This is a genomic window from Ruegeria sp. CF2 (genome assembly GCF_056537385.1).
Genome location: NZ_JBQFRL010000001.1, coordinates 629,335 through 651,114, shown reverse-complemented (window position 1 = coordinate 651,114; position 21,780 = coordinate 629,335). Strand labels below are relative to the sequence as shown.

19 protein-coding genes are annotated in these 21,780 nt (G+C 53.9%); 4 read left to right on the top strand and 15 right to left on the bottom strand.

Annotation, left to right across the window (positions count from 1 at the left end; genetic code table 11):
- Positions 1–115: 115 nt before the first annotated feature.
- Positions 116–577, bottom strand: coding sequence for a hypothetical protein (locus tag ACR0IR_RS03190; RefSeq protein ID WP_170363812.1), 462 nt, complete (start codon positions 575–577; stop codon positions 116–118).
- Between the two features lie 267 nt (positions 578–844).
- Between ACR0IR_RS03190 and ACR0IR_RS03185 the strand changes: the two genes are divergently transcribed.
- Positions 845–2,119 carry an adenylate/guanylate cyclase domain-containing protein gene (locus ACR0IR_RS03185; RefSeq protein WP_170363813.1) on the top strand — a complete coding sequence of 425 codons (1,275 nt, stop codon included), beginning with the start codon at positions 845–847 and terminating at the stop codon, positions 2,117–2,119.
- A 247-nt stretch (positions 2,120–2,366) separates the two neighbouring features.
- On the opposite strand, the gene ACR0IR_RS03180 is transcribed toward ACR0IR_RS03185, so the two are convergent.
- The 3 genes from ACR0IR_RS03180 to ACR0IR_RS03170 form a co-directional block, all read right to left on the bottom strand.
- Positions 2,367–3,599, bottom strand: a complete 1,233-nt coding sequence (locus ACR0IR_RS03180) for an alpha/beta hydrolase family protein (RefSeq protein WP_170363814.1) — start codon at positions 3,597–3,599, stop codon at positions 2,367–2,369.
- 306 nt (positions 3,600–3,905) lie between these two features.
- Positions 3,906–5,333 carry an adenylate/guanylate cyclase domain-containing protein gene (locus ACR0IR_RS03175; RefSeq protein WP_170363815.1) on the bottom strand — a complete coding sequence of 476 codons (1,428 nt, stop codon included), beginning with the start codon at positions 5,331–5,333 and terminating at the stop codon, positions 3,906–3,908.
- Between the two features lie 20 nt (positions 5,334–5,353).
- Positions 5,354–5,650 carry a putative quinol monooxygenase gene (locus tag ACR0IR_RS03170; protein WP_170363816.1) on the bottom strand — a complete coding sequence of 99 codons (297 nt, stop codon included), beginning with the start codon at positions 5,648–5,650 and terminating at the stop codon, positions 5,354–5,356.
- 379 nt (positions 5,651–6,029) lie between these two features.
- Between ACR0IR_RS03170 and ACR0IR_RS03165 the strand changes: the two genes are divergently transcribed.
- Both ACR0IR_RS03165 and ACR0IR_RS03160 read left to right on the top strand, forming a co-directional pair.
- Complete coding sequence (locus ACR0IR_RS03165; RefSeq protein WP_480778961.1) at positions 6,030–7,922, top strand: amidohydrolase; 1,893 nt, start codon at positions 6,030–6,032, stop codon at positions 7,920–7,922.
- Positions 7,923–8,188: 266 nt separating this feature from the next.
- Entirely contained in the window at positions 8,189–9,904 is a 1,716-nt protein-coding gene (locus ACR0IR_RS03160; protein WP_170363818.1) for an adenylate/guanylate cyclase domain-containing protein, read from the top strand.
- A gap of 421 nt (positions 9,905–10,325) precedes the next feature.
- On the opposite strand, the gene ACR0IR_RS03155 is transcribed toward ACR0IR_RS03160, so the two are convergent.
- The 3 genes from ACR0IR_RS03155 to ACR0IR_RS03145 form a co-directional block, all read right to left on the bottom strand.
- Positions 10,326–10,907 (bottom strand): hypothetical protein, encoded by a 582-nt coding sequence (locus ACR0IR_RS03155; protein WP_170363819.1) that lies wholly within the window; start codon positions 10,905–10,907, stop codon positions 10,326–10,328.
- A 234-nt stretch (positions 10,908–11,141) separates the two neighbouring features.
- A complete protein-coding gene (locus ACR0IR_RS03150; RefSeq protein WP_244952390.1) occupies positions 11,142–12,770 on the bottom strand; it encodes a sulfatase-like hydrolase/transferase in 1,629 nt (542 codons plus the stop codon).
- 35 nt (positions 12,771–12,805) lie between these two features.
- On the bottom strand, positions 12,806–13,048 hold the full coding sequence (locus tag ACR0IR_RS03145) for a hypothetical protein (RefSeq protein ID WP_170363821.1): 243 nt from the start codon (positions 13,046–13,048) through the stop codon (positions 12,806–12,808).
- 251 nt (positions 13,049–13,299) lie between these two features.
- Between ACR0IR_RS03145 and ACR0IR_RS03140 the strand changes: the two genes are divergently transcribed.
- Positions 13,300–14,523, top strand: a complete 1,224-nt coding sequence (locus ACR0IR_RS03140) for a tetratricopeptide repeat protein (protein ID WP_170594822.1) — start codon at positions 13,300–13,302, stop codon at positions 14,521–14,523.
- A 234-nt stretch (positions 14,524–14,757) separates the two neighbouring features.
- Here the strand turns inward: ACR0IR_RS03140 and ACR0IR_RS03135 are convergent, their stop codons facing one another.
- The 8 genes from ACR0IR_RS03135 to ACR0IR_RS03100 all read right to left on the bottom strand — a co-directional run bounded on the left by ACR0IR_RS03135 (position 14,758) and on the right by ACR0IR_RS03100 (position 21,780).
- Positions 14,758–16,101, bottom strand: a complete 1,344-nt coding sequence (locus ACR0IR_RS03135; RefSeq protein WP_170363823.1) for a metal-dependent hydrolase family protein — start codon at positions 16,099–16,101, stop codon at positions 14,758–14,760.
- A 269-nt stretch (positions 16,102–16,370) separates the two neighbouring features.
- Entirely contained in the window at positions 16,371–16,772 is a 402-nt protein-coding gene (locus ACR0IR_RS03130) for a hotdog family protein (RefSeq protein ID WP_244952389.1), read from the bottom strand.
- Entirely contained in the window at positions 16,739–17,095 is a 357-nt protein-coding gene (locus ACR0IR_RS03125; RefSeq protein WP_170363824.1) for a MaoC family dehydratase, read from the bottom strand. Before ACR0IR_RS03125 ends, ACR0IR_RS03130 begins: the two co-directional genes overlap by 34 nt.
- A complete protein-coding gene (locus ACR0IR_RS03120; protein ID WP_170363825.1) occupies positions 17,088–18,578 on the bottom strand; it encodes an AMP-binding protein in 1,491 nt (496 codons plus the stop codon). The genes ACR0IR_RS03125 and ACR0IR_RS03120 overlap by 8 nt, the downstream gene beginning before the upstream one ends.
- Entirely contained in the window at positions 18,571–19,350 is a 780-nt protein-coding gene (locus ACR0IR_RS03115; protein WP_170363826.1) for an enoyl-CoA hydratase/isomerase family protein, read from the bottom strand. Before ACR0IR_RS03115 ends, ACR0IR_RS03120 begins: the two co-directional genes overlap by 8 nt.
- The gene (locus ACR0IR_RS03110) at positions 19,347–19,943 is read right to left on the bottom strand and encodes a TetR/AcrR family transcriptional regulator (RefSeq protein WP_170363827.1); all 597 of its coding nucleotides are present in this window, start codon (positions 19,941–19,943) and stop codon (positions 19,347–19,349) included. The genes ACR0IR_RS03115 and ACR0IR_RS03110 overlap by 4 nt, the downstream gene beginning before the upstream one ends.
- The gene (locus ACR0IR_RS03105; RefSeq protein WP_170363828.1) at positions 19,940–20,725 is read right to left on the bottom strand and encodes an alpha/beta fold hydrolase; all 786 of its coding nucleotides are present in this window, start codon (positions 20,723–20,725) and stop codon (positions 19,940–19,942) included. Before ACR0IR_RS03105 ends, ACR0IR_RS03110 begins: the two co-directional genes overlap by 4 nt.
- Positions 20,722–21,780 (bottom strand): branched-chain amino acid ABC transporter permease, encoded by a 1,059-nt coding sequence (locus ACR0IR_RS03100; protein WP_170363829.1) that lies wholly within the window; start codon positions 21,778–21,780, stop codon positions 20,722–20,724. The genes ACR0IR_RS03105 and ACR0IR_RS03100 overlap by 4 nt, the downstream gene beginning before the upstream one ends.

The window sequence follows — 21,780 nt, the reverse complement described above, 5'->3', positions numbered from 1 at the left end:
CGCCGTCGGTCGATCGCGCAGCATCGGTCACTTGGGGCTCACATCCTCTGTTCGCTGCGTCTTCACTGAGTGACTACTTTGCGGACGAAGTGGCTAGCCTCGGACAACTTCTGAATTAGCCCGAAACATCCATCGAGTAGAAATAGGTCGCACAAATAGTCTGGTCATCAACGCTTGTAGGCGCTGCCGCACCCGTAAACATCGCGATGCCGAGATAGTCGAACCCAGAACTTTCTTCGTTCCAGGCCGCCATAAATGTGATTGGCTGGTCTCCACAAAGCGTGTTTCCCTGACGCAACGGTCCGACGCCACCTGATACCCGGAATACCTGAGCAAAAGGCACGTCACCAGACGCGCCCCAATTACCTGAACTCTTGGCGTCATGAACCTCGAGATCAAGAGAAGCGCCGGTCTCGAAGACTATCCGCTTGGTAGACAAGATTACTGGCCCGGTAATCGCCATTGCCGTTTCGCTGGAAGGATTGAAGGCCCTGGAATCCTCAAAGAGCGGTTGGGAAGATGCAGCACCGCCCATTACCCCCATAGTTATTTGCAGCATCAGGTTCGATCGACGCATTTGATTCTCCATTGTGCGAAGCGGGCTGACAACCTTAAACATGCTTTTGCTTTGTCGTCGAATGCAGCCGAGAGACCAAGCCAATCGTTGTCTATGCTGAGCACGCGATCAAGGTCTGAGGAGGGCTCGAACCTGACGTTCGTCTGAAAATCGTGAGCGTACGCGTGTGAGAATTTGCAAACCCATTGCAAGAGAAATGAGAGTTCGAAGACAAACCCAATGACATGAGCCTCCGGCTGTAACAAGATGGTGGCAGAGGTGTAGGTTATGGCGGATGTTTTCGACCGCATTGCAGATTGGTTGCAGAAGCTGGCCTTTTTTGATGCCGACCTTGGCGGGCTAGTCGAGCAGCTAAGTCACAGGCTGATCGATGGTGGCGTGCCGGTTTCGCGTGTTTCCTTGGGCCGCCTGATGATGCACCCTGTAATTGGATTGCTCGACGCAACATGGGATGCTGCAAACCATCGAATTGAATGGACTGTTCTTCCACGAAGCTCGGTAACGACTGATCTCTTCGACAAAGCACCCTTCGGAGAGAACTCGAAATTGGCCAATGAGATTGCGAAACAGCATTTCAACAAAGAAGTCTGGAACTTGGCGGACGACCTTACGAACGGCTCGATCAAGTTTCCTTTCATGCGAGCAGATCTGACTGACGAAGCGATCCGTGACAGATTTCCGCTATTCCAAAAACTCGCTGAGGCAGGTGTCACCGACTACGTCGTATTCAGTGCACCATTCGGCAATCGTACCGTTGTATTTGACGGCAAGGTCGAGTGGGCTTTGGGGGCGTCAGTCTCTTTTGCTACAAAGCGTCGTTCTGGTTTCACAGACCGTGAGGTGGATGGTCTGTCGCGACTGTCTCTACCTTTGCTTGGTACAGCGCGTGTATTGTCAGAGCAGTTCCTTGCAGCTGAGTTGATGGAGGTTTACCTAGGCAAGGTGTCCGGTCGTTCTGTATTGAACGGTCAAATAGCCCGGGGAGATGTCAGCAAAATTGACTGCGCTCTATTGTTCAGTGACATACACGGGTCTACGGCTTTGAGCCAGCGCCTGTCACCGGAAAAATATGTCGCGACCGTCAACCAATTCTTCGACTGCGTCGGCGGGGCGGTACACGACCACGGCGGAGAGGTTCTGAAATTCGTTGGCGATGGGTTGCTTGCGATCTTTCCTTTTGATGGCCAACGAAGACTACCCGAAGACATGTGCGAAGCTGCCCTGTCGGCGGCGCGAGAAGCGTTCCAAAGGCACAAAGAGCTTGATCCATCAGACCGTGCTGAGTTTGGGATTGGTTTGCACACTGGCGCGGCTGTATACGGGAATGTTGGCACTGAAAAACGCTTGGATTTTACGGTAACTGGCACATCAGTTGCGATAGTTAGCAGGTTAGAAGGCTTGACACGAAAACTGGGGGCGCGGCTTTTGGCAACTGGCGACTTTGTCAGATTGGTATCTGAAGAGCCGCATAAATTGGGGCGGCATTCATTGCGGGGTTTTGATGAAGACTTAGAGGTCTTTTCCTACGGAATTGTCACGTAAAGCTCAATTGCATGAGCCTTTTGCAAACATGCGTTGAGGTGCGTTTTGAGGTGCGGGCACTAGAATGACAACGGTCTGCTTCGGGCTCGTAGCGGTGTTCCCGCAAGACTCGGTGTCCGGCTTCTCGGCGGACAGAAGCTGCAATTCCAATCATATCGGTAAAACTTGCTTCCAGACAGAAACGGAAATTCACCGAAGCATCCGGTAAAAACGCGGACTTAACAGGGTCGCAGTCCAATTCATTGTTTTAACGTTGATCCTGGAGACGCCGGATGTAGTCGCTGACGATCTCTTCCCAGAGTATCGGCCACCACAATACCCAATGACCTTTGTTGTAGCCAGGAACGGCCACGATATGAGTTTCATTTTTGGCACCCATCGCTTCCATTGCGGTGAGGTTGGATAGGGAATGCTCGATGCTGTAGAACATGTCATCTTCCCCATAGATGGAAAGCACCGGCCCATCGAATGATCCTATACGTCGAAAGAGCGTCGGATTTATTTGAGGATCACCGGAGCCCTCTGCCATCCATCCCCCAACGAAGTTGATCACACCAGCGGTGTTTCCCGGATCGTCGCCGGCCTGCATAAGGGCAACAATGCCCCCGCGCGAGAAACCAATCAGTAGAACCGATCCATCTTTTACATCCGGTCGTTCCTGCAACGCATGCAGCGCTGCTTTCGCATCCATCAGCGCACGTTCCGCCCCTGCCAAAGATAGCCGGGCCTCCGTCGAATAGCCTTCGCTCCGATCTTCAGCAAAGCCTTCGTCATACAATCCGTCGGACCCACCCCGACCGCGGCGCTGTGGGAACGCAGCGATCCAACCGTGTGAGTTCAAAACGTCTGCAAGCCAGTCGTTGGAAAAGAACCGATCAAAAGCCTGCGGATCGGTTCCAGAGCCGGTTGAGCCGTGATGAACGAGAGCCAACGGGAAAGGCCCATCACCAGGAGGTCGGTAGATAGCCACAGCAAGCTCGACCGTTGCGCCGTCTTCTCGGAGTTCCGTCGCAAGGAAGTCTCGCGTTCCAACCTCAAACCACTGGCGGGTCGCCGTCGCGAGGACTTCTGAGAGGGTTTGTCGCTCGAGTATTGCGACGCGGTCCTCGGTTGGATAGATGCCCCGCAGTCGCCCCGTACCCGAAATTGAATAGCGCGCCCCGAAGTCATTGTCGGTGAACACCAACGTGCTTCCGTCTAAACGTGCTTTGCTCCGGAACCAGTTTCCGCGGCCATGCTGGCCACGTCCGACCGAGTAAACAACATTGAACAACCCATCCTCATCTCGGCTTTCGACGACGAGGATATGACTTCTCCGAGAGTCCCATCTCCCCGTCCAAATTCCACGAAAAGGAGAATCTGGCGTTACATCAATTGCAATGTCGGCAGGAAGCGGGGCGTCCCCGATAAGAACGGAGTCTTGCGCAAAAGACTGAGTGGCCAAGACAACGAGCGTTGCGATGGTGAGAGAAAAGCGCATGACGAATGCTCCGATGCTGTAAGTGATACGAGTTCGCCCTTTTTTAGCACAGTACACGGTGCGATTAGTGCAACTCATTTCTCTGGACTGCCAAGCCTGCTACTCAACATCTTGTGAAGTGTGGTTGGCTTGGCCATTGGTTCCCACTTGCACGCGTGAAAGCGGTCTTTTGCACACGCGATTTCTCAATGAAGCCCGTCCTGGCGTCGCAGCGTGGCGGGAAACTGGCCTTTCGATTGTCGTGCAGCCATTTTTAATATGTGAGGTCACAGGTTTTGGACTGAGCTGCCGTGACCGAAAATTTGACTAGTCGTCCAGATCTGAAACAAGGGACTTTAGTCGGAGAATTGCCCCTTTGCTTATGCGAGCCCGATCAACTGTAAGAGAAAAGCCTTCATCTTCCTCGTGAATAATGCGGCTATCGCGGTCGGCATTTTCATAAATAGCGGTCGCAGCATACGTCCGAATGGGGTTCTGAAATCCCTTCACTCGAACAGGCTCTCGTTCCTCGACCGGAAGCCAGTCTTTTACCAAAGAATAGGTTTCGGCAGCGAGTAAGAGACCTCCTGGATCACACTCGGCCTCAAGTCTCGCAGCAAGGTTCACTTCGCGTCCGATAGCAGTGTAGTCCATCCGGTCTTCCGAACCGAAGTTTCCAATAGTGCAGTAACCAGTGTTTATGCCCATGCGAGCGCGAAATGGTCGATCGATCAATCCTTTGCGCTGCCATTCCGTTTGCAAGTGGCCAAGCTGGCGTTGCATATCTATTGCCATTCGCACACATGCAGCGGCATCTTCTTCTACCCCGAGGCTTTCGGGTTCGCCAAAGTACAGCATCATGGCATCACCGATAAACTTGTCGAAATATGCGCCGTGCTTCAGGGCGATTTCGGACATTGCTGACAGATACTCATTCAACAAAGTAGTCAGCTCCTCGGCTTCGAGATGATCTGTGATTTCGGAGAAGTCGACGATGTCTGAGAAGAAGATCGTGAGCTTTCGGCGGCGGCTTTCGATGGCCGCTTGTTGGTCGCCGGCAATGATTGACTCGTAGAGTTGGGGTGGCATGTATTTGGCAAGCTGTTTGGACACGTGTGTCAAAGTGTCATTCGCCTCACGCATCTGGCTCAGCAAGTGTAAGTTGTCCAAGGCGATGTTCGCTTGTGCCGCAAATGTTGTGAGAATATCGAACTGCTCTTTTTGAAGTTTTCCGGTTGAATGCCTCAACACGGCTAGAGCTCCAACGGTTTGTCCTCCTTGTGAAATCGGCACCATGGTGACTGCCTGAAACCCTGAGGCGAGGAAGTTTCCAGCCCCAATGCGAAACCTGTCTTTCGATGCGGCGACGTCCGGCAAATCAATCGCCTCGCCGTTCAAAATGACATGTCCATGGATTGTCTCTGGATGAAGTGGCGCCGGAAATCGCCGCCGCCAAGCCTCGACGCCAGCCGGTTCGGGACCAGAAATTGCTCCCAATATCAGTTTGTCGCCGTCCTGTAATCCAATGCTGATTGTCGACTTTGGGAAAAGCGTTTGACCCGCTTCAACAATCGAGTTGAAGACAGGCTGAGGGTCTTTGATAGAGCTGTTGACGACCTCCAGGATTTTGGCAGTCGCCCTTTGCCGATCCAGCGCCTCCCGCAACCGGAGTTCCAAGGCCGCCAAGTCCTCAGCCTTCGGTTCGTTCAGATCAAGGACGCGTTCTGGCAGCGATTCCCCCCTACCCTTCGACATCCTGATCCTCCCGTTCGCGATTAGCCGTCGACCAAGTCATAGTGCTTGATGGATCGAGACTCGACGAGTTCTGCTTCTATTGGATCGATGTGCGGGCTTTGATAGTCTTCGCCCACAAACGACTTCAGTGCCTCCAGGCTCTCCCAAACCATAACGAAACTGAACTCTCGTGGCGCATCCTCTCTCGGCGCACCCGGAAAAAGGTACACGATTCCAGGGGTGCTTTTCATCAACGGGATCGCAGTGTCGCGAAAAAAGCGGCCAAACTCCTCTTCTTTTCCCGGCCGCGTTGTCACCTGAAAAATGCGCATGATCATACATCCGTCCTCCAAAAGATGCGGTTTCTGAATGTATGTGTGCCTCACACGATCCAGCTTAGCATACTCGATGGCGAGTGTCAGATTATGGCTCCGAGCAGTGCTCGTAGAGTTTGGACGAATGACTGCTCTGCGGACAAAACAGACATTGGTCGCAATGGAGCGAGTAACCGGATCAAACCCAAAGACAGCTTGGGGAAGACAGAGGCTGAATGCTTCGATTGGCCTCCATCAAGAACTGCGGTTCGAAGGACTCCAAGTCAGCAAAACTCTGAATAGCGTGTGTTCTGGTGCGGCTTAAGGGCGTCTTTTGGTTAACCGCAATGAAAACATCTGCGTATTTTGTGTTAATTAAGTGCATTAGGGAGAGGCATCCACCATGGGAAACACCTCCAGACGGGCATTTATTAGGTCCTTCTTGACGAGCACGACGATCCTCGTTGCTCCGAGTACATTGTTCGGGCAAGAAGGCACGCTGACCGATCTTGGCGGAGCGATACTCGATCTTGATGAAGTCACGATTTTTACGGCGCGCGAGATCGTCACACTTGATCCCGACCTTCCAAGCGCCGAAGCCGTTGCTGTTGTAAACAGTCGGATTTTGGCGACCGGCACTAGAGAGCAAGTTCAAGAGGCGATTGGTGAACAGCCCTTCACCGTTGATGACACATTCGCCGACCACATCATCGTTCCCGGCTTTATCGCCCAGCATGATCACCCAGTTTTGGGCGGCTTGAGCCTTTCGTCCGTTATTCTTTCGATAGAGGACTGGGACTTGCCACAGGGTTTATCGCGCGCCGTTGTGGACAAGGATGACTTTCTTGCACGGTTGTCCGAAGCTGTTGATGGTCAGCAAGACCCGGACACCCCTGTCATGACATGGGGATACCACGCTGCATTTTATGGTCCGCTGACACGGTCGGACCTTGACCAGATCAGCAGCGAACGACCTATCTTTGTGTGGGCCCGCTCTTGCCACGAATTCATCCTGAATTCAGCTGCAATGGAGGCCGCAGGCGTTACCGAAGAGGTCATGGACGCCTGGTCCGAAACAGAAAAGATGCAATCCAGCTTTGAGCATGGGCACTTCTGGGAACAGGGTTTGTTTGCAGTTCTGCCTTTGATTGCGCCATACGTGGCGACCCCTGAAAAGTTTCGCGCTGGTTTGGAGACCATGCGCGATTACATGCATGCGAAAGGCGTGACCTACGGCAACGAGCCCGGCGGCATTCTCGCACGCCCGGTTCAGGATGCGGTGAACGCTGTATTCTCCGCACCCTCAATGCCGTTCCGGTGGAGCTTCATTCCAGATGGAAAAAGCCTAATCGCTAAATATGACAATGCTGAAGATGTGATCGAACAGACAGAAGCACTTGTGGACTGGTATGGAGGCAAGACCAGTATGTCCAAAGGCAGCGTCAAGCTTTTTGCGGACGGTGCGATATATTCCCTTGCCATTCAACTGAGGGACGATCCGCTTGGCGATTACCATGGCGAGTGGATGATGGACCTGCCGGCCTTTGAGCGCGCGTTTCAAACCTATTGGGACGCGGGCTACCAAGTTCATATTCACGTCAACGGTGACGCCGGGTTGGACCGTGTATTGAACGCCTTAGAGCGGAACTTGCGCAGAAACCCGCGTTTCGATCATAGAACGGTGATCGTGCACTTTGCTGTGAGTGCGCCCGATCAGGTCCTTCGTATCAAACGTCTGGGCGCGATTGTTTCAGCAAATCCCTACTACGTGACGGCACTTGCGGATCAATACAGTAAAACTGGTCTTGGTCCTGAACGCGCCAATCAGATGGTCCGTCTTGGTGATCTGGATCGAGCGGGCGTATCCTGGTCATTGCATTCCGATATGCCGATGGCGCCCGGTGATCCATTGTTCCTAATGTGGTGTGCGGTGAACCGCGTGACGAGTTCCGGTCGGGTAGCAGGACAGGATCAGACGGTCCCGGTCGAAGAGGCCTTGCGTGGAGTGACAATCAACGCCGCCTATTCTCATCGTCTTGAGCGGGACCTTGGCAGTATCGAACCTGGCAAGCGTGCGAACTTCACTATTTTGAATGACAACCCATTGACGGTGGATCCCATGGCAATCAAGGATATTCAGGTTTGGGGAACGGTATTGGAAGGCGAAAAGTTTCCTGTGGGCGACAAGCCACAACAGGAAGATGCACGTTTGCCTCTAAATGATCCGGACAGCCAAAGAGAGTTCGCAGTGAACACTCTCAATCACGCGCTTTCGGTTGTTCACGCCCATCTTTAGGCGGGAGCGCTCGGGATAGCCTGTTTCTGCAAACTTTTGATACCGGATATTGGCGCACTCGCCGTCGTAATCTTTTTGCAAAAGTGAATGTCGACTTCGCCCGCGCCGCAAAAATTCACTGAATGTCCCCTAACCGCAGCACGGAGCCCTCAGTGACCGAAGCTGCAGGATCGACCGACGGCGGCAATGCGGCCGGTCGAAGTTCGTGAGAAGGTTCCAAAACAAGATGTCTTTTCCATGAAACCTATTATGCGTTACGAAGAGACATGAACGGAGACCGCAGACTTTCCGCAGTACTCTCGGCCGATGTAGTAAACTACTCGGGCCAGATAAAGGCGGATGAGAACAGAACTCTCAGTGAACTCCGTGTCCTGCGTCGAAAGATATTCGATCCATTGGTCAGTGATCATCGCGGCAATACCATAAAGAGGATGGGCGATGGATGGATCGTCGAGTTTAGTTCGGTCTCGGGCGCTGTGCGATGCGCCCTCGATCTTCAAAGCCAAGTGTCAGCCCAGTCTTCACTTAAACTGCGAGTGGGCGTGCATCTTGGAGATGTCGTATTCGACGAAGATGACATCTTCGGCGATGGGATCAACATAGCTGCGCGGCTACAAGAGGCTTCCGACGAAGCGGCTGTGTTGATTTCCGATGTCGTCCATCGCAGCCTTGATGAGAGGCTCGCCGAGCGATTTCAGCGCGCTGGCGAACGGCATTTCAAAAATGCCCCGTCACCAGTCGAAGTATTCCAATGGTCGCCACCTGGCTCAGCTCCACCGCGAGTGACGCCCGCGAGTCATACGAAGTCATTGCTGATCGGCGTCCTACCTTTTGACAATCTTTCTTCCGACCCCGATCAGGAATTTTTTTCCGATGGCATTACCGAAGAGATAATTACCACCCTGTCAAAACTCCCGAACTTACTGGTCGTCGCGCGGAATTCCACTTTCGTCTACAAGGGGCGTTCCGTGGATGTGAAACAGGTCGGACTGGAACAAGGAGTCGATCTTGTTCTCGAGGGAAGTATCCGCCAAAGCGGTAGTCGTGTGCGAATTACCGCGCAGCTAATAGATGCGAAGTCCGGCATGCATATTTGGGCAGACCGGTTTGATCGCCTGATAGAAGACGTATTCGAGGTTCAGGATGAAATTGCTCTGAGAATTGCGACTGAACTTCAAGTCGAATTGCTGGCAGGCGAGATGGCCCGTTTCAGGGGTTCGGGGACCAAAAGTCTGGATGCCTGGACTGCTCAACTGCAAGCTGTGGAGGCTTCTCGCAGAATAACAAAGGAAGCACAGGCTGACGCTCGCCGGTTTGCTCAGCAGGCAATTTCTCTGGATCCTGGTTACTCTGCTCCATATTGCACTTTGGGGTTCATTTGTACTGTGGAAGCAAGGCATGGCTTTGTAGCAGACCGAAATGCGGCGCTGGCAGAGGCGCGCGACTGCGCTCGACGCGCTCTGAAAATAGACAGTTACAACCCAGAGGCTCATGCAATTGCGGGTTTCGCGGATGCAATCGATGGCAAGCTGAAACCGGCTATCGAGAAGTTCAACGAAGCGCTTCAGCTAAATCCAAATCACGCGGACGTCGCTGCAAGGTTGTCGATTACACTAGCGTTCGATGGACAGGCGAAAGAAGCTATCCGCGTGGCGCGGCAAGCCATTACTCTCAACCCTCATTATCCGGGCTGGTATGCTGGTGTTTTGGGTTTGGCCCTTCGGCTCGACGGTCAATACGAGGAAGCCAAGGAGGCATTCACCGAGTATAGTCAAAGGGTTGAAGGTTTTGGGCACCTCGACCTCGTTATCGTACATATGGAAACGGATAACGTTGAGGCCGCTCGCGATGAGGCGCGGAATGTGATGAAATACCGTCCTCAGTTTTCCATATCGGACTGGGCAGAAACTCAGCTTTTCTCTGGCTTAGAACGATTGGAAAAAGACTGCGAGTCTCTGCGTTTGGCGGGCTTACCCGCATAAGCGCAACGTTGATTTTTAGAAACGAATTTTCTATTGGAAACTGATACCCGCAGTGTCCGCTTTGGTATCAATGCGTTCGTTTGTTGTAACTTGCTAGAACGTCTACTTTGCGGACAAAGCGGCCGCGTCTCATCCGTCCACCAAGGACAGCAAGCTACTCAAAGCTGACATCGCTTTCCGACGTTTCACAGAACTCGAAAGATTGACACTTCACATCCCTTGGATATTTGCGAGTCGCGCAGGATAGAGGGATAATAAAAATAGAAAGACGCTCCATGACGCCCACCGGTTTCGTCTTGACCAGATGTTGGTAGAGATTGAGCAGATACGACCGCTGGCAGAGTCATTAGGCTTGCCTCAAGTACCATGGCGTTTTGTGATGCGGTACAGGGAGTAACTGCTGCCATAAGGAAATTGCGACTTAATAATTGAATCTAAGACCGATCCCGGCGGCTTGGTCATAGGGTCGATCAGCACCAATCCCGATCAGCACATCTGCATAGAGGGCTACTCCGGGGCTGAGGTTCTTTCCGATCTGGAATTCTGCGGTCGCGGGCCAGGCGTCATTCTCCCAATCATAGGGCGCTTTGATATCCGCTTTGATCCAATACCCCTCACCAAATGGCTGAAGTGCAATTAGGCGCATCGCGGTTTGGTTGACATCGATCGGTCCATTGTAAGATGCGAAATGCTGGACCAGCGGGATCAGTGTCAGCCCACTTTTTGTGTTTGCAAAAGCGAAGCCTCCGAACGGAGCAATTTGATCAGACCCGATGCCTATGCCTTCATCGGGGTCGCCAAAATCAAGTATCCATTCCAAACCAAGCGCGGATTTTACAGCCCATGTGTCATTCAAGGGGTTTTGGGAAGGGAAGTAGATCAGCTTGAAGCTGGTCTTCTCGAACCCATTGAACCTCTGTCCCGTCACATTCGTTGAATTGTAATGTAGTTCGTATTTTAGCTTCAGATCGGGGCGCAGCATGTATGCACCATCGATGAACATGTCCTGACGGTCTGCCCCCCCCTTCCAGATCGAAATACTGATAGCGAATGTCCGTGTTGTTAACCGCCGCCAGTGGATTTGACGCGTTTTCCTCAGCTTTGGTGGTAGAAGCCACTACGAGCATCGCCAAGGATAAGACTGCCAGATGAAAGGTGATGCGGGTCATAGTACACCTTGGAAAAATTCATGCGACCAGTCAGACGGCGGTGTATCGGCACCGCCGTCTCAAGTTCGTCATTGCCAGCTTGAAAAGACTTCTCGGGCCAATTCGCTTTCGGGCCTGAGGTTTTCAATTCCTTCATAAGGGACACCCTTGCCGAGCTGTTTGTGAGGGTGCTTCACGATGGTTTTCTGATGGCGCTTTACCATGTCTTGGAAAGACGCCCCGGACCACAGTGAATACCCGACAAGCGGATGTTCTTCACGGGGATCGCGATAGACATTGAAGACAGGGGCCGCCGCGCCTGGCTGACCGGGGGCTGGCAGATGCATCTTGAACTCTTGCTTCACCACCGAACGCAATACTGGCCCTTCGTACACATAGACGTAATCGCGGCGCGAATTGCCTTCTCCCTCGAGCAACAATGCCGTCTGATCGATGCCATCAATCACCCGGTCGCGTGGAATGTGGTCTGTCGCGCCTGCGATCCGGGCAAATGTAGAAAACAAATCCGAGACATGAACGATGTCACCTGCCGCACTGCCCGCTTCGATTGCACCGGGCCACCGGATGAACGCATCAGTTCTCACACCGCCTTCAAGGTGCTGTGTCTTTCCACCGCGATAGATCAGTTGGTTTAGGCCGGAAGTCCCCTCATAATGATACATCAAGCCATTGTCAGCCATGATCATGACGACGGTGTTATCCGCCTTGCCGGTTTCATCCAGCTTGGCCAAAACCTCGCCGATCCAACCGTCTAGAACCTGCAATTTGTCCGCATGAAAGCCGCCGTTGCGAGATACGGCCTGCTCAGGATAAGCAAAGTTCAGCGGATAGAGTGGCCAGTATTGCATAAAGAATGGCGCGTCCTGCGAAGCCAGCCGCTCCAGCTGCTCCAATGCTTGAAGCTGATAGCGCAAGTTCATTTCCTCGTATTTCGCCTGGGTCCATTCTTCGCCGGGCTCCATTTCGACTTCGCGAGCCAGACCACCCGCTTCACCTTCTACGCCGGTCACAAGGCCATAGGGTTTGAACCGCTCGTCCAATTGAAATTGGTTGGACTGCCCTGACCAATGGTAACCAAGCATATTGTTGGCGACCATCGCATCACGTGTCATCAAGCTCAGCTGAACCTGCTGATGCAAGGGAAAAGCCGCCCAGTCGAAGCCCTGATTGTGCGGATAGGCCTGTTCAATATCGCCTTGGTGCCATTTCCCGACGTGCGCGGTGTTGTACCCTACTTCCTTGAGGATTTCGGCGATGGTGACTTCCTCGGACGCAAGACCTTCGCCGACCAGGGCGACCTTGACCTCTTCCACGCCCGCGCGCACCGGATGTCGACCGGTCAACATCGCCGTTCGAGTCGGTGTGCAGGATGGCTCCGTGTACATTCGCATCAAAGACATGCCTTCTGTGGCAAAGTCATTGATGTTGGGCGTATCGAAACCGGTGACATAGTTCATCGTCCGGTTGCCCATTTGACCGAAACTCACATCGTCAATCAGAATGTAGAGAATGTTGGGTGGTTGTCCTCCATTCGCGCCACGGATCTCGGCAAGCTTAACTTCTATCTCCGCATCCTGAGCATCCCATTGCTCGCCAAACTGCGCGCGGAGAAACTCGAACTCGCCGTCGTGTATGATAGGCGCTTCTTGGGCAAAACCCGCGCCAGAAATCAGCACCATGGCTGTGGCATGTTTCAATATTGATCTCATCGGTTTCCCTTCCCCTATTTGAATTATATCTTCCCTGCACGCCGCAGCGATTCAGCAATTTCATCCCGAAGACCATCCAAAGACTCGCGGATGTCGCGGGCAATCGGGTACGACCGACTTCTCGGCTCAGTGTTCACGGAGAGGTACTCGTCACTGAGAAGCTGATAGTCTCGGCAGATTTCATCGAAAACGGTGTCCGCCCGCCTTAGGTCCGCAATCGCGGTCCGATGGTTGGGAAACAGGATATCAAGGGCGATGCCTTTCATTTCGGAGCTCGTTCAATGGATCAACTGGTTTAGGGGAGTGTTGGACGAATTCACTTTTAACAATAGGTGTATCGGGGCATAATACGGTGTAATCAGATGCGTAACTTACTGAAAATATGGGTTTAACCAAAGACACATCTTCTCCACTGAATGAGAGCGGGTCACCTGCTGCAAAAGATGTTCGGGCGGCACTTCAGCGGCTTATCAGGTCTTCGACTTTCACGGGCTCGCAGCGCTTGCAGGACTTTCTGGTGTATGTGGTTGAAGAGTCGCTAAATGGTCGGGCCGATGATATTCGTGCCAAGACCATCGCAATGGATGTTTATGGTGGGACCCTGTCAGAGATGTCGCGCCGTGAAAACGTGGTTCGGGTCGATGCTGGTCGCCTGCGCCGAAAGCTTGCTGAATATTACGCTGCCGACGGGCAGGACGAGAAAACGGTGTTTGAACTGCCAAAGGGTGGTTACGCACCTCGGATTTTGAGAAGCGGCTTCGAACCGGCACAGCCCGAATTCTCAGAGCTGGAAACCAGTGCGCGCGCATGGGCTCGGCCAGGTGTTGGGATTATCGGGATTATCATTTTAGGCTATGTTGCTGTTGCTTTTTGGTTGAGCTCGACAAAGCAGGATCTTCCGACTGATTTATCCGTAGATGGCCTGAGCCGTGACGAGCGCAGCGCAATTTTTGGCGCATCCCCAATGCGTCTACAGGCTGTAAATCTAGCCAATACTGGTCGAGACCTGATCTTTCCGGCTTTGGAACCTGCGCGTCTTGAAGCGGCCCTGACCATATTCAAGGGGGCAATTGAAAACGACGACAGCTATTTCGGCGGCTATGCAGGTACTGCTCAGGTCGCTGCGACAATTGCTGTACTTACATCCGATACCGACTTGGCTCAGGACATGTTGAACTATGCCGATGCTCAAGCCAAACGGGCCATCGAGTTGGCTCCGGAAACGGGTTGGAGCCAATCCGCAATGGCCTGGGTCAACTTTGCCAAGGGAAACTGGCCTGAGGCAATAGAATTTGCACAAAGAGCGCAACGTTTGGCACCACACGACGTACATGTGTTGGAGTTCGTGTCGCTAGTCCTGCTTTATTCTGGTTCATTCGAACAAGTCATAGTAATTAGCGAGGACGCACTCTCAAAAATTGAGCTAGAACGGGCTTATGTGTTTCAGAATGCGATGGGGTCAGCAAAATTCCATCTGAAGGACTATGAAGGTGCTGTGTCAGCCTTTGAACAAGTAACGGAGAAAGGCGGCCCTGTCGGACCTGTCTCCGTTGCTTACCTAATGGCGTCACATCAGATGTTGGGGAATAAGGCTCAAGCTCAGTCTCTATCAGAACAACTGTCACGCGAGTGGCCGGACAGTCGCGTGGATGCACTGTTTAAGAAACTTTTTGCAAATCCGAAATATGGGCAAGACCTCGGTGACGCCATGAGACAAGCCAATTGGATTCCACCAAGTTAGGAGTGTGATTTCGCATTGCGACCGCTTGAGTTTCTATCAACGGCATTGAGACCGAATGCTCAGTAATTGCACCATGTCCGCTTCATTCGAATTCCTGCCATTCGAACATTACGCAGCGTTGGTCAAAATGGGCTCAAGGCAGACATTCGCTCACCTACGCTCAATGACTGCATTGCGGACTCTTCGGTCATTCGCATGCAACACCAGTGTCTATCTTGACCCTCGGGAAATGTCTCAGGCCAGATTGTTCTTGTGCGCTTTGCCGTTCTTCATAATCACATCAAAATTGTCCGCAGAGGCCATGACCGTAAGGTCGGCAATCGGGTCTCCGTCCACGAGCAGAATATCTGCGTAGGCTCCGGGTTGGATGACACCGACTGGACCAGCCTGGTAGGGATTACGCGGGCCGGTCAAGTCCCAAAGCTGACCATTCAGACCTGTTGCCTGCCGCAAAATCTCGGCGTTGCTGAACCATGGCGTCCTGAGCTGCAATTCCTCCAACTGCGTTGCTTTCGTTTGCCTCGATCCGACAAAGTCTGTTCCGAGTGCAATCTTAGCGCCGGACTCTCGCGCTAATCGAAGCATGGCGTCGAGACCATCAAACGCCATCTTTTGGCGTTCTGCCTGGGCGGGCGTGAACCCTGCCGGAATGTCTGCTGCAAAAAAGCCAACCTGGGTTGAAAGCCAGACCCCTTTTTCCACGGCCAACTCCATCGACTCAGGCGTCATGAGGTTGCAGTGTTCAATACATTGGTAACCTGCCTCAATGGCGGCCCGAACCGATGTGTCCATGTATGCGTGCGAGGTCGCGTAAGTGTTCCAACGTTTGGCCTCCTCTACTGCCGCTTCGAGTTCTGCCGGCGAATACTCGTTGATATCCAATGGGTCGTAGAGGCCAGTAACGGCGCCGCCTGAAAAGACTTTGATGAAGTGCGCACCCTGCCGGAACTGCTCGCGTGCAGCCGCCAGAACTTCAGGAACCCCGTCTGCGAAAAGTGTGATCCCAAGCCGCTCCGCTTCTGTGAACGGCGGCCCGCCGAAGGCTCTCGGACGCACGGATCGCGGCCGAAGATCGCCATGACCGGCGGTCATTGAAATCGCAGCGTTTGACGCCTGAATGCGCGGACCGGGGTGGAGGCCCTCGTCTATGGCGCGCGCCAAACCGAGAATGCCGCCACCAGTATCACGGACACTGGTAAAGCCACGCATCAGGGTGGCTTCACTTTCGCTCAATGCCAATGCAGCAATGTAATCTGGACGTGCTGTCAGGAAGCCAGCAGGGTCCTGGTTCCACTGGAGGTGCACATGCATGTCGAGGAGCCCCGGCATCAAGGTCCGTCCAGCTCCATCGATGCGCGGCACTTCTGGCGCGGCATCAGCTGCGGGCGAGACATCCTTGATCATTTCCCCTTCGACAAGAACGTTCGTGAGTTCGGTCAATTCATCGGACATCCCGTCATAGACACGCACGTTCGTGAAGAGTGTGGCATCTGGGGCTTGAGCACGAACTCGCGCCGGGACCAGCGCCAGCGCAGTGGTCGATGCGAGACCGGATAAAAATGCGCGTTTGGAGATCATATCTTAACCCTCAAGATGGCGAAGAAGTTATTGAAGGCTACCTCAGGCTCGCCTGTAAAACCATCTGGCAAACCTGATGAAGGGGGTGACGTAAGGTATAGATTTTTTAGGGTGTTAAACTGAAGGTAATCCTTCGCAGCAAGAACACCGCTTTGGGCTTACAAGCGGTTATTCGCTGCGCTTGCCGGGAGCGTCCGTTCTATAGGCAATCCTATTGTTAAGTGAATGCCAGGGAAGGACTGCTCTTTCTTTTTAGGATCGTTGCAGACCTATGTCTGTTCACGAAAGGCTCCACATACATCTTTGGCTTTTACCAGGCTGCGGCCCTCGCAAATCACGGTGCCGTCGGGGGTCGTACAGCTCGCCCAGAGATCCACCAGATGTTTTTCGGGGCGCAGTTTCGTAATCGAGACTTGCGCTGTCAGGACTGTGTCCAGTGGTGCTGCAGCATTAAACTTTAGATCTTGTTTTAGGTAGTTGGTGCCTGAACCTGGTAGCTCGACACCAAGTAGGTAAGAAAACAGAGCGGCGAGCAGCGGCTCGGGGACGCCTTCAGATTTGCCCCCACTCAGCGAAGTGAAGGCGCGTATGTCTTCTTCGGTGTACCGCCGAGCGATGTGAGCGGATTGTCCAACTTTCAACATCGGATTTCTGCCTTCCCGATCAAACATTCTGCGCCGTCGGCAACCCGAACGGCACGCATTATCAAGCGTCCTTGCGTCTCCTGTTTGATGGACAAATCCAGCGGCTCTCCGGCAAATGCCGGATTTGGAAACATGAGACTCTGTGAAGACGTGTTGAGGGATGGGTCGTTTTTCTTCAGCATGCCCCAGAGCTTGGCGTAGAGCAGCATGCCGTGAGACACCGTCCGACCGAATGTCGTGTCGGCGCAGAAATCCGGGTCCACATGGATCGCGTTGTCGTCACCGGACACGCGCGCAAAGGCATCAAAGTCATCTTGCGTCGCGGTCCAGCGTTGTTGGAGGTCAATCATGACCAAAAGCCTCGATCAGAGCGGGCTTGCGAATTTTGCCGGCCGCGGTGCGTGGGAAATCCGGGACAACTCTCACATATGCGGGAATTTTGTAGCCGGCCAAACGTTCGCGGCACCAAGAACGCAGGTTTTCGGCATCAAGCGTTTGTTTCGGTCGCAATAGAATGAACGCGGCGCCAACCTCTCCCCATCTATCGTCGGGCACACCGATCACAGCTGCCTCGAGAACGGCGGGATGGGAATACAAAACCTTCTCAACTTCAGCCGGATAGACGTTTTCGCCGCCTGAGATGTACATGTCCTTGATGCGGTCGACGATGTAGTAGTACCCGTCTGTGTCGCGACGCGCGATGTCTCCGGTTTTGAGCCACTTGTCTTCGGTGAAGGTATTTGCCGTAGCTTCTGGATTGGCAAAATAGCCCGGCGTCACACCGGGGCCTTTGATGAGCAATTCGCCAACTCCTTCCCTGCCATCGGGTACTCCGCTCAATCGTACTCGCGTCAGACTTTGCGGTTTACCGACCGAACCGATCTTTTGCTCGGCATGGGCGGGATCCATCAGAAAAACAGTTGGGCCAGTTTCAGTCATGCCCATGCCATTCAGGACTTTCACACCGCGACCCGCAAAAAATCGGATCAACGGTTCCGAGAGGGGGGCACCGCCGCAACCGCAACGGATGTTGTGCCAATCAAGTTCGTCAATCCAGGGGGCAAGCGACAATGCCTGATATACTGCGGGTACGGCGAAGAACTGGTTGATCTGACCGGACGCGATTAGGTCGCGTATCTCGTCCACATCGAACTTTGGAAAGATTGTCGATGAACCGCCGGATAGAAAAATGGGCAGTGTGTATAGGTTGATCCCCGCCGTGTGGAACAACGGCAAGAAACACGCGGAGCGGTCAGTCGATGCGATATCGATGGCTTGCCCGATGTTAATGGTGTTTGCCCATGCCATTCCTGCGGTTTGGATGACGGACTTGGGCAAGCCCGTCGTTCCAGACGTGAAGAGCAGATACCAAGGTCGATCAGAGGGGATCGAAGCCGCCAACTTGGGGCCACCTTGCTCGATCCATCCTGCAAGATCGTTTTCTATCGTCAGGAGCGGTGCCCCGACCCCTCTTGCCGTTTCGGCTGCAACCTTTTGGAACTCGGCGTCTGTGAGCAAAACCGAGACACCAACTTGCTCCAGAGTTTCGACAAGCTCCGGCGCGGGCTGACGCCAATTTAGGGGGCAGAGAATGATGCCTGTTTTTTGGCAGGCAAAAAGGGTGATGAAAAACTCGGCAGAGTTCTGGCACAGGATGGCCACTCGGTCGCCCTCGGAAAGGCCAAGGCCAGAGAGACCGGCCGCAACTGCATTGGCGGCATCATTTATCTGGCCAAAGCTCCAATTGCGCGACGACAAAGTGTCATGAAACGCAAGTGCATTGGGCGAAAGCTCCGCCCTTTTCGCGGCCATGTCAGGGATCTGGTCAAACATTTCTTTCATCCCTTGGCTGAAGGAATTCTTGCATCTTGGTCAGAGTTTCCGGTCGTCCAATCATGGCCCTGAAGGACTCGGTCTCGGCCTCGAGCCGTGTTTTGACGACCGCCCGGCGCTTGTCGTCCCAGAACAGGGACTTTGTTGCCAGCGCCGTGCCGGTTTCGATCTGGGCAAGCAGCTTCGCGGTGCGCGTTTCGGGATCTTGATCAACAGCCTGAACAAGCCCAAGGCTTCTCAGCTGCTGTGAACCCTGCCGATGGTTGGCCATTATCCAGCCCCTTGCGTTTGCGCCGCCAATCAAGTCCGGCAAAAGGGCGGTCCATCCGCCATCCGGGGCAAAACCCACCACCCCGTAATAGGGCTGAACAAACGCGTCTGGCGATGCAACCACCAGATCAGAGGCAAACACCATTCCGGCTGACCCACCAGTTGCCGCACCGCGCACGGCCGAAGCTAAGACTACGGGCATCTCGACCATGCGCAATACCAGCGCCTGCAGTACGGGTACGACCTTTGCAGTATAGCTTTCGACCTGCCCAACCCGCGTTGCCTCGGCAAACCGACCTACATCACCACCGGTCGAAAAATTGCGCCCGCCTGAGATCAGTGCTTTTTTCACATCGGATTGCTCCAGCGCATCGAAAGCAAGGTGCAGTTCGTCGAGAATGCCGGGCTCCAGAGCATTTGAGCGAGGCGCTTGCAAACGGATCAGACAGCAGGGCTCGGAGTTTGGCAGGTCTTCTATGTGCCAGGCGACCAACTTGCTCATGGGGCCAAGCCGTTGCAGATCAACTTATGTGCCTCGGCGACAACGCGGTCGATGTCGACGTTGTCGTCCCAAAGCACGTAGCGCTCGCCCAAAGCCTTCGCAATCCCCATCAGGGCCCAGGCTCTGACCTCCGCGTCCCCTTGAGAAATCTCGCCCTTGAGTACGGCGTGCTCCAGTTGATCGGCGTAAGCCTTGCCAAACTCTGTGTAGTAGGTGCGGTAGGCTTCGGGATCAACGAACCGTGCCTCTTCGACAATGCGGTATTGCAACGGTCGGTCACGAACCACGCGCAAATAGGCCTCGAGCCCGGCACGCTCTGCTTCCAATCGGTTTGGCGCGCCGACGATCTGTTCGGTCGTTTGCGTTCTTGTGGCGCGGCCCATGTCCTCGACCAGCTCACGAAACAGTGCTTCCTTGCTGGAAAAGTAGATGTAGAACGTGCCAAGTGCCGTTTCCGCCGTACGTGTAATGTCGGCGATTGAAGCGGCTGCAAAACCCTTTTCACCGATCACCTGCTCAGCAGCTGCAAGGAGCTTTGCGCGGCGCTCAACCCCGCGTTTGGTTTTTGGTTGGGAAGCAGAGGATTTCGTCATTCCGTCAGTGTCCTCCTGCGCTCAGTCTTTGTGCTTTCCAATGTCCTGACAAACCGCCGGATGGCATCGCAAAAGGCGTCAGGCTCTTCGAGATGCGGAGAATGCCCGGAGTTCTGGAAAACCCGCACCTCGGCCATAGGTGAATGCCGTTCGATCCAATAGGCCACTTCCGGATCATAAAGCCTGCTATGCGCCCCCGCGCAAACCAAGTACGGAATATCGATCGCGGCGATGCTCTGCCGTGCATCCATTGCAATTAAATCGTCCCAAATCGGGCGCAGCGCTGTTGGGTCTTGCTTCAAAAGAAGCGCCCTCATCGCGTCCTTATTCGCCTCCTGGACACCGTTGGGCGCGTACATGTTGTGCAGAATGTTGTTGACCATGCTGCGCCATTGAAATTCGATCTTCGAGGACGTGGATAGAACAGCGTCAGTATTTTGGCCGCCTAGTCCAAACGCCCATTGATCGTCAGGCAGCAATCGCGGGCTCATGTCGATGGTAACCAGCCCGCTCAGGCTCTGGGTGCCTTCCTGCACGAGATACTGCCATGCAACGGCGGCCCCCATGGACCAGCCGACCAAAACAGGATGATCCAACTGATTGATGATTTCGCTCGCAACCTCGACACAGCCTGCAAGGCTGGGCTCATCCATTTCCCGGGAACCATGTCCGGGCAAATCTGGTGCATAACAGTCGAAACCCGGCCCGAGCTGTGTTTTGACCCCATCAAAAACCGCACCATTCATGGCCCAGCCGTGTAAAAAAACTAGCGGAACGCTCATGCGGTACGCTGCCCGCGCAGGCGACCGACGATGCCGGTTGGGAAGAAATAGACGCTGAGAATAAACAGGATGCCTAGCCACATCAGCCAACGATCGGGATCAACAAGCTCGGGGATCAGTGGCAAGCCTTCGGTGGCATGAGATGCCGCGCCCATGAGGTTTTGCAGATAGGTCTGCGCCAGTACGAAAAGCACCGCACCCAGCACCGCTCCATACATCGTGCCCATGCCGCCAATGACGACCATCAGCAGAATGTCGAGCATAATCTCAAAGCTTAGCGTTGTGTCGGGTCCAACATACCGTAGCCAAATTGCAAACAAGCTTCCGGCAAGCGCAGCGGTGGCCGCCGACAAGCAGGTTGCTGCGGTGCGATACCATACGACCCGGTAGCCGATTGCCTCGGCTCGAAAATCGTTCTCGCGTATGGCTTGCAGGACGCGACCAAAAGGAGAATTCACGATACGCAGAAGAAGCAGGAACAGCACCAGCGAGCTGAAGAAGATCAGGTAGTAGTTCAGGATTTTCCCCGTGAACTTGACCCCCATCACCTCGCCCATCCTGTTGGCAGAGGTCAGAACGCGCGGGATTTTATAGGTCAGCCCGTCTTCACCACCGGTGATGTCAGAAAACTGCGACACAAGAACTGCGACGGCAGATGCAACGGCAAGCGTAATCATCGCAAAGAATATCGCACGTACTCGGAGGCTGAACAGGCCAATCAGCAGCGCCAGAACGATTGCTGCCAACGCGCCCAGAACCGAGCCGACCAGAAGGGCATCAAACCCGCGCCCCATATGTGTGGACGCAAGCGCGACGCCATACGCGCCCATGCCAAAAAACATTGTATGGGCAAAACTCACGATCCCGGTGTAGCCAAGAAGCAGGTCATAGCCTGCCACCAGTACGATAAAGATGCAGATCCGAGCAGCGGTGTCCAAGGCGCGCACGCCTTCAAAAATGAACGGCGCACCGGCCAAGCATATCAGGATCAGTAGCAGCAGCGCCGTCAGAATGGGAGAACGGGGCGTGTCGCCAGATATCAGACGTACAATCAT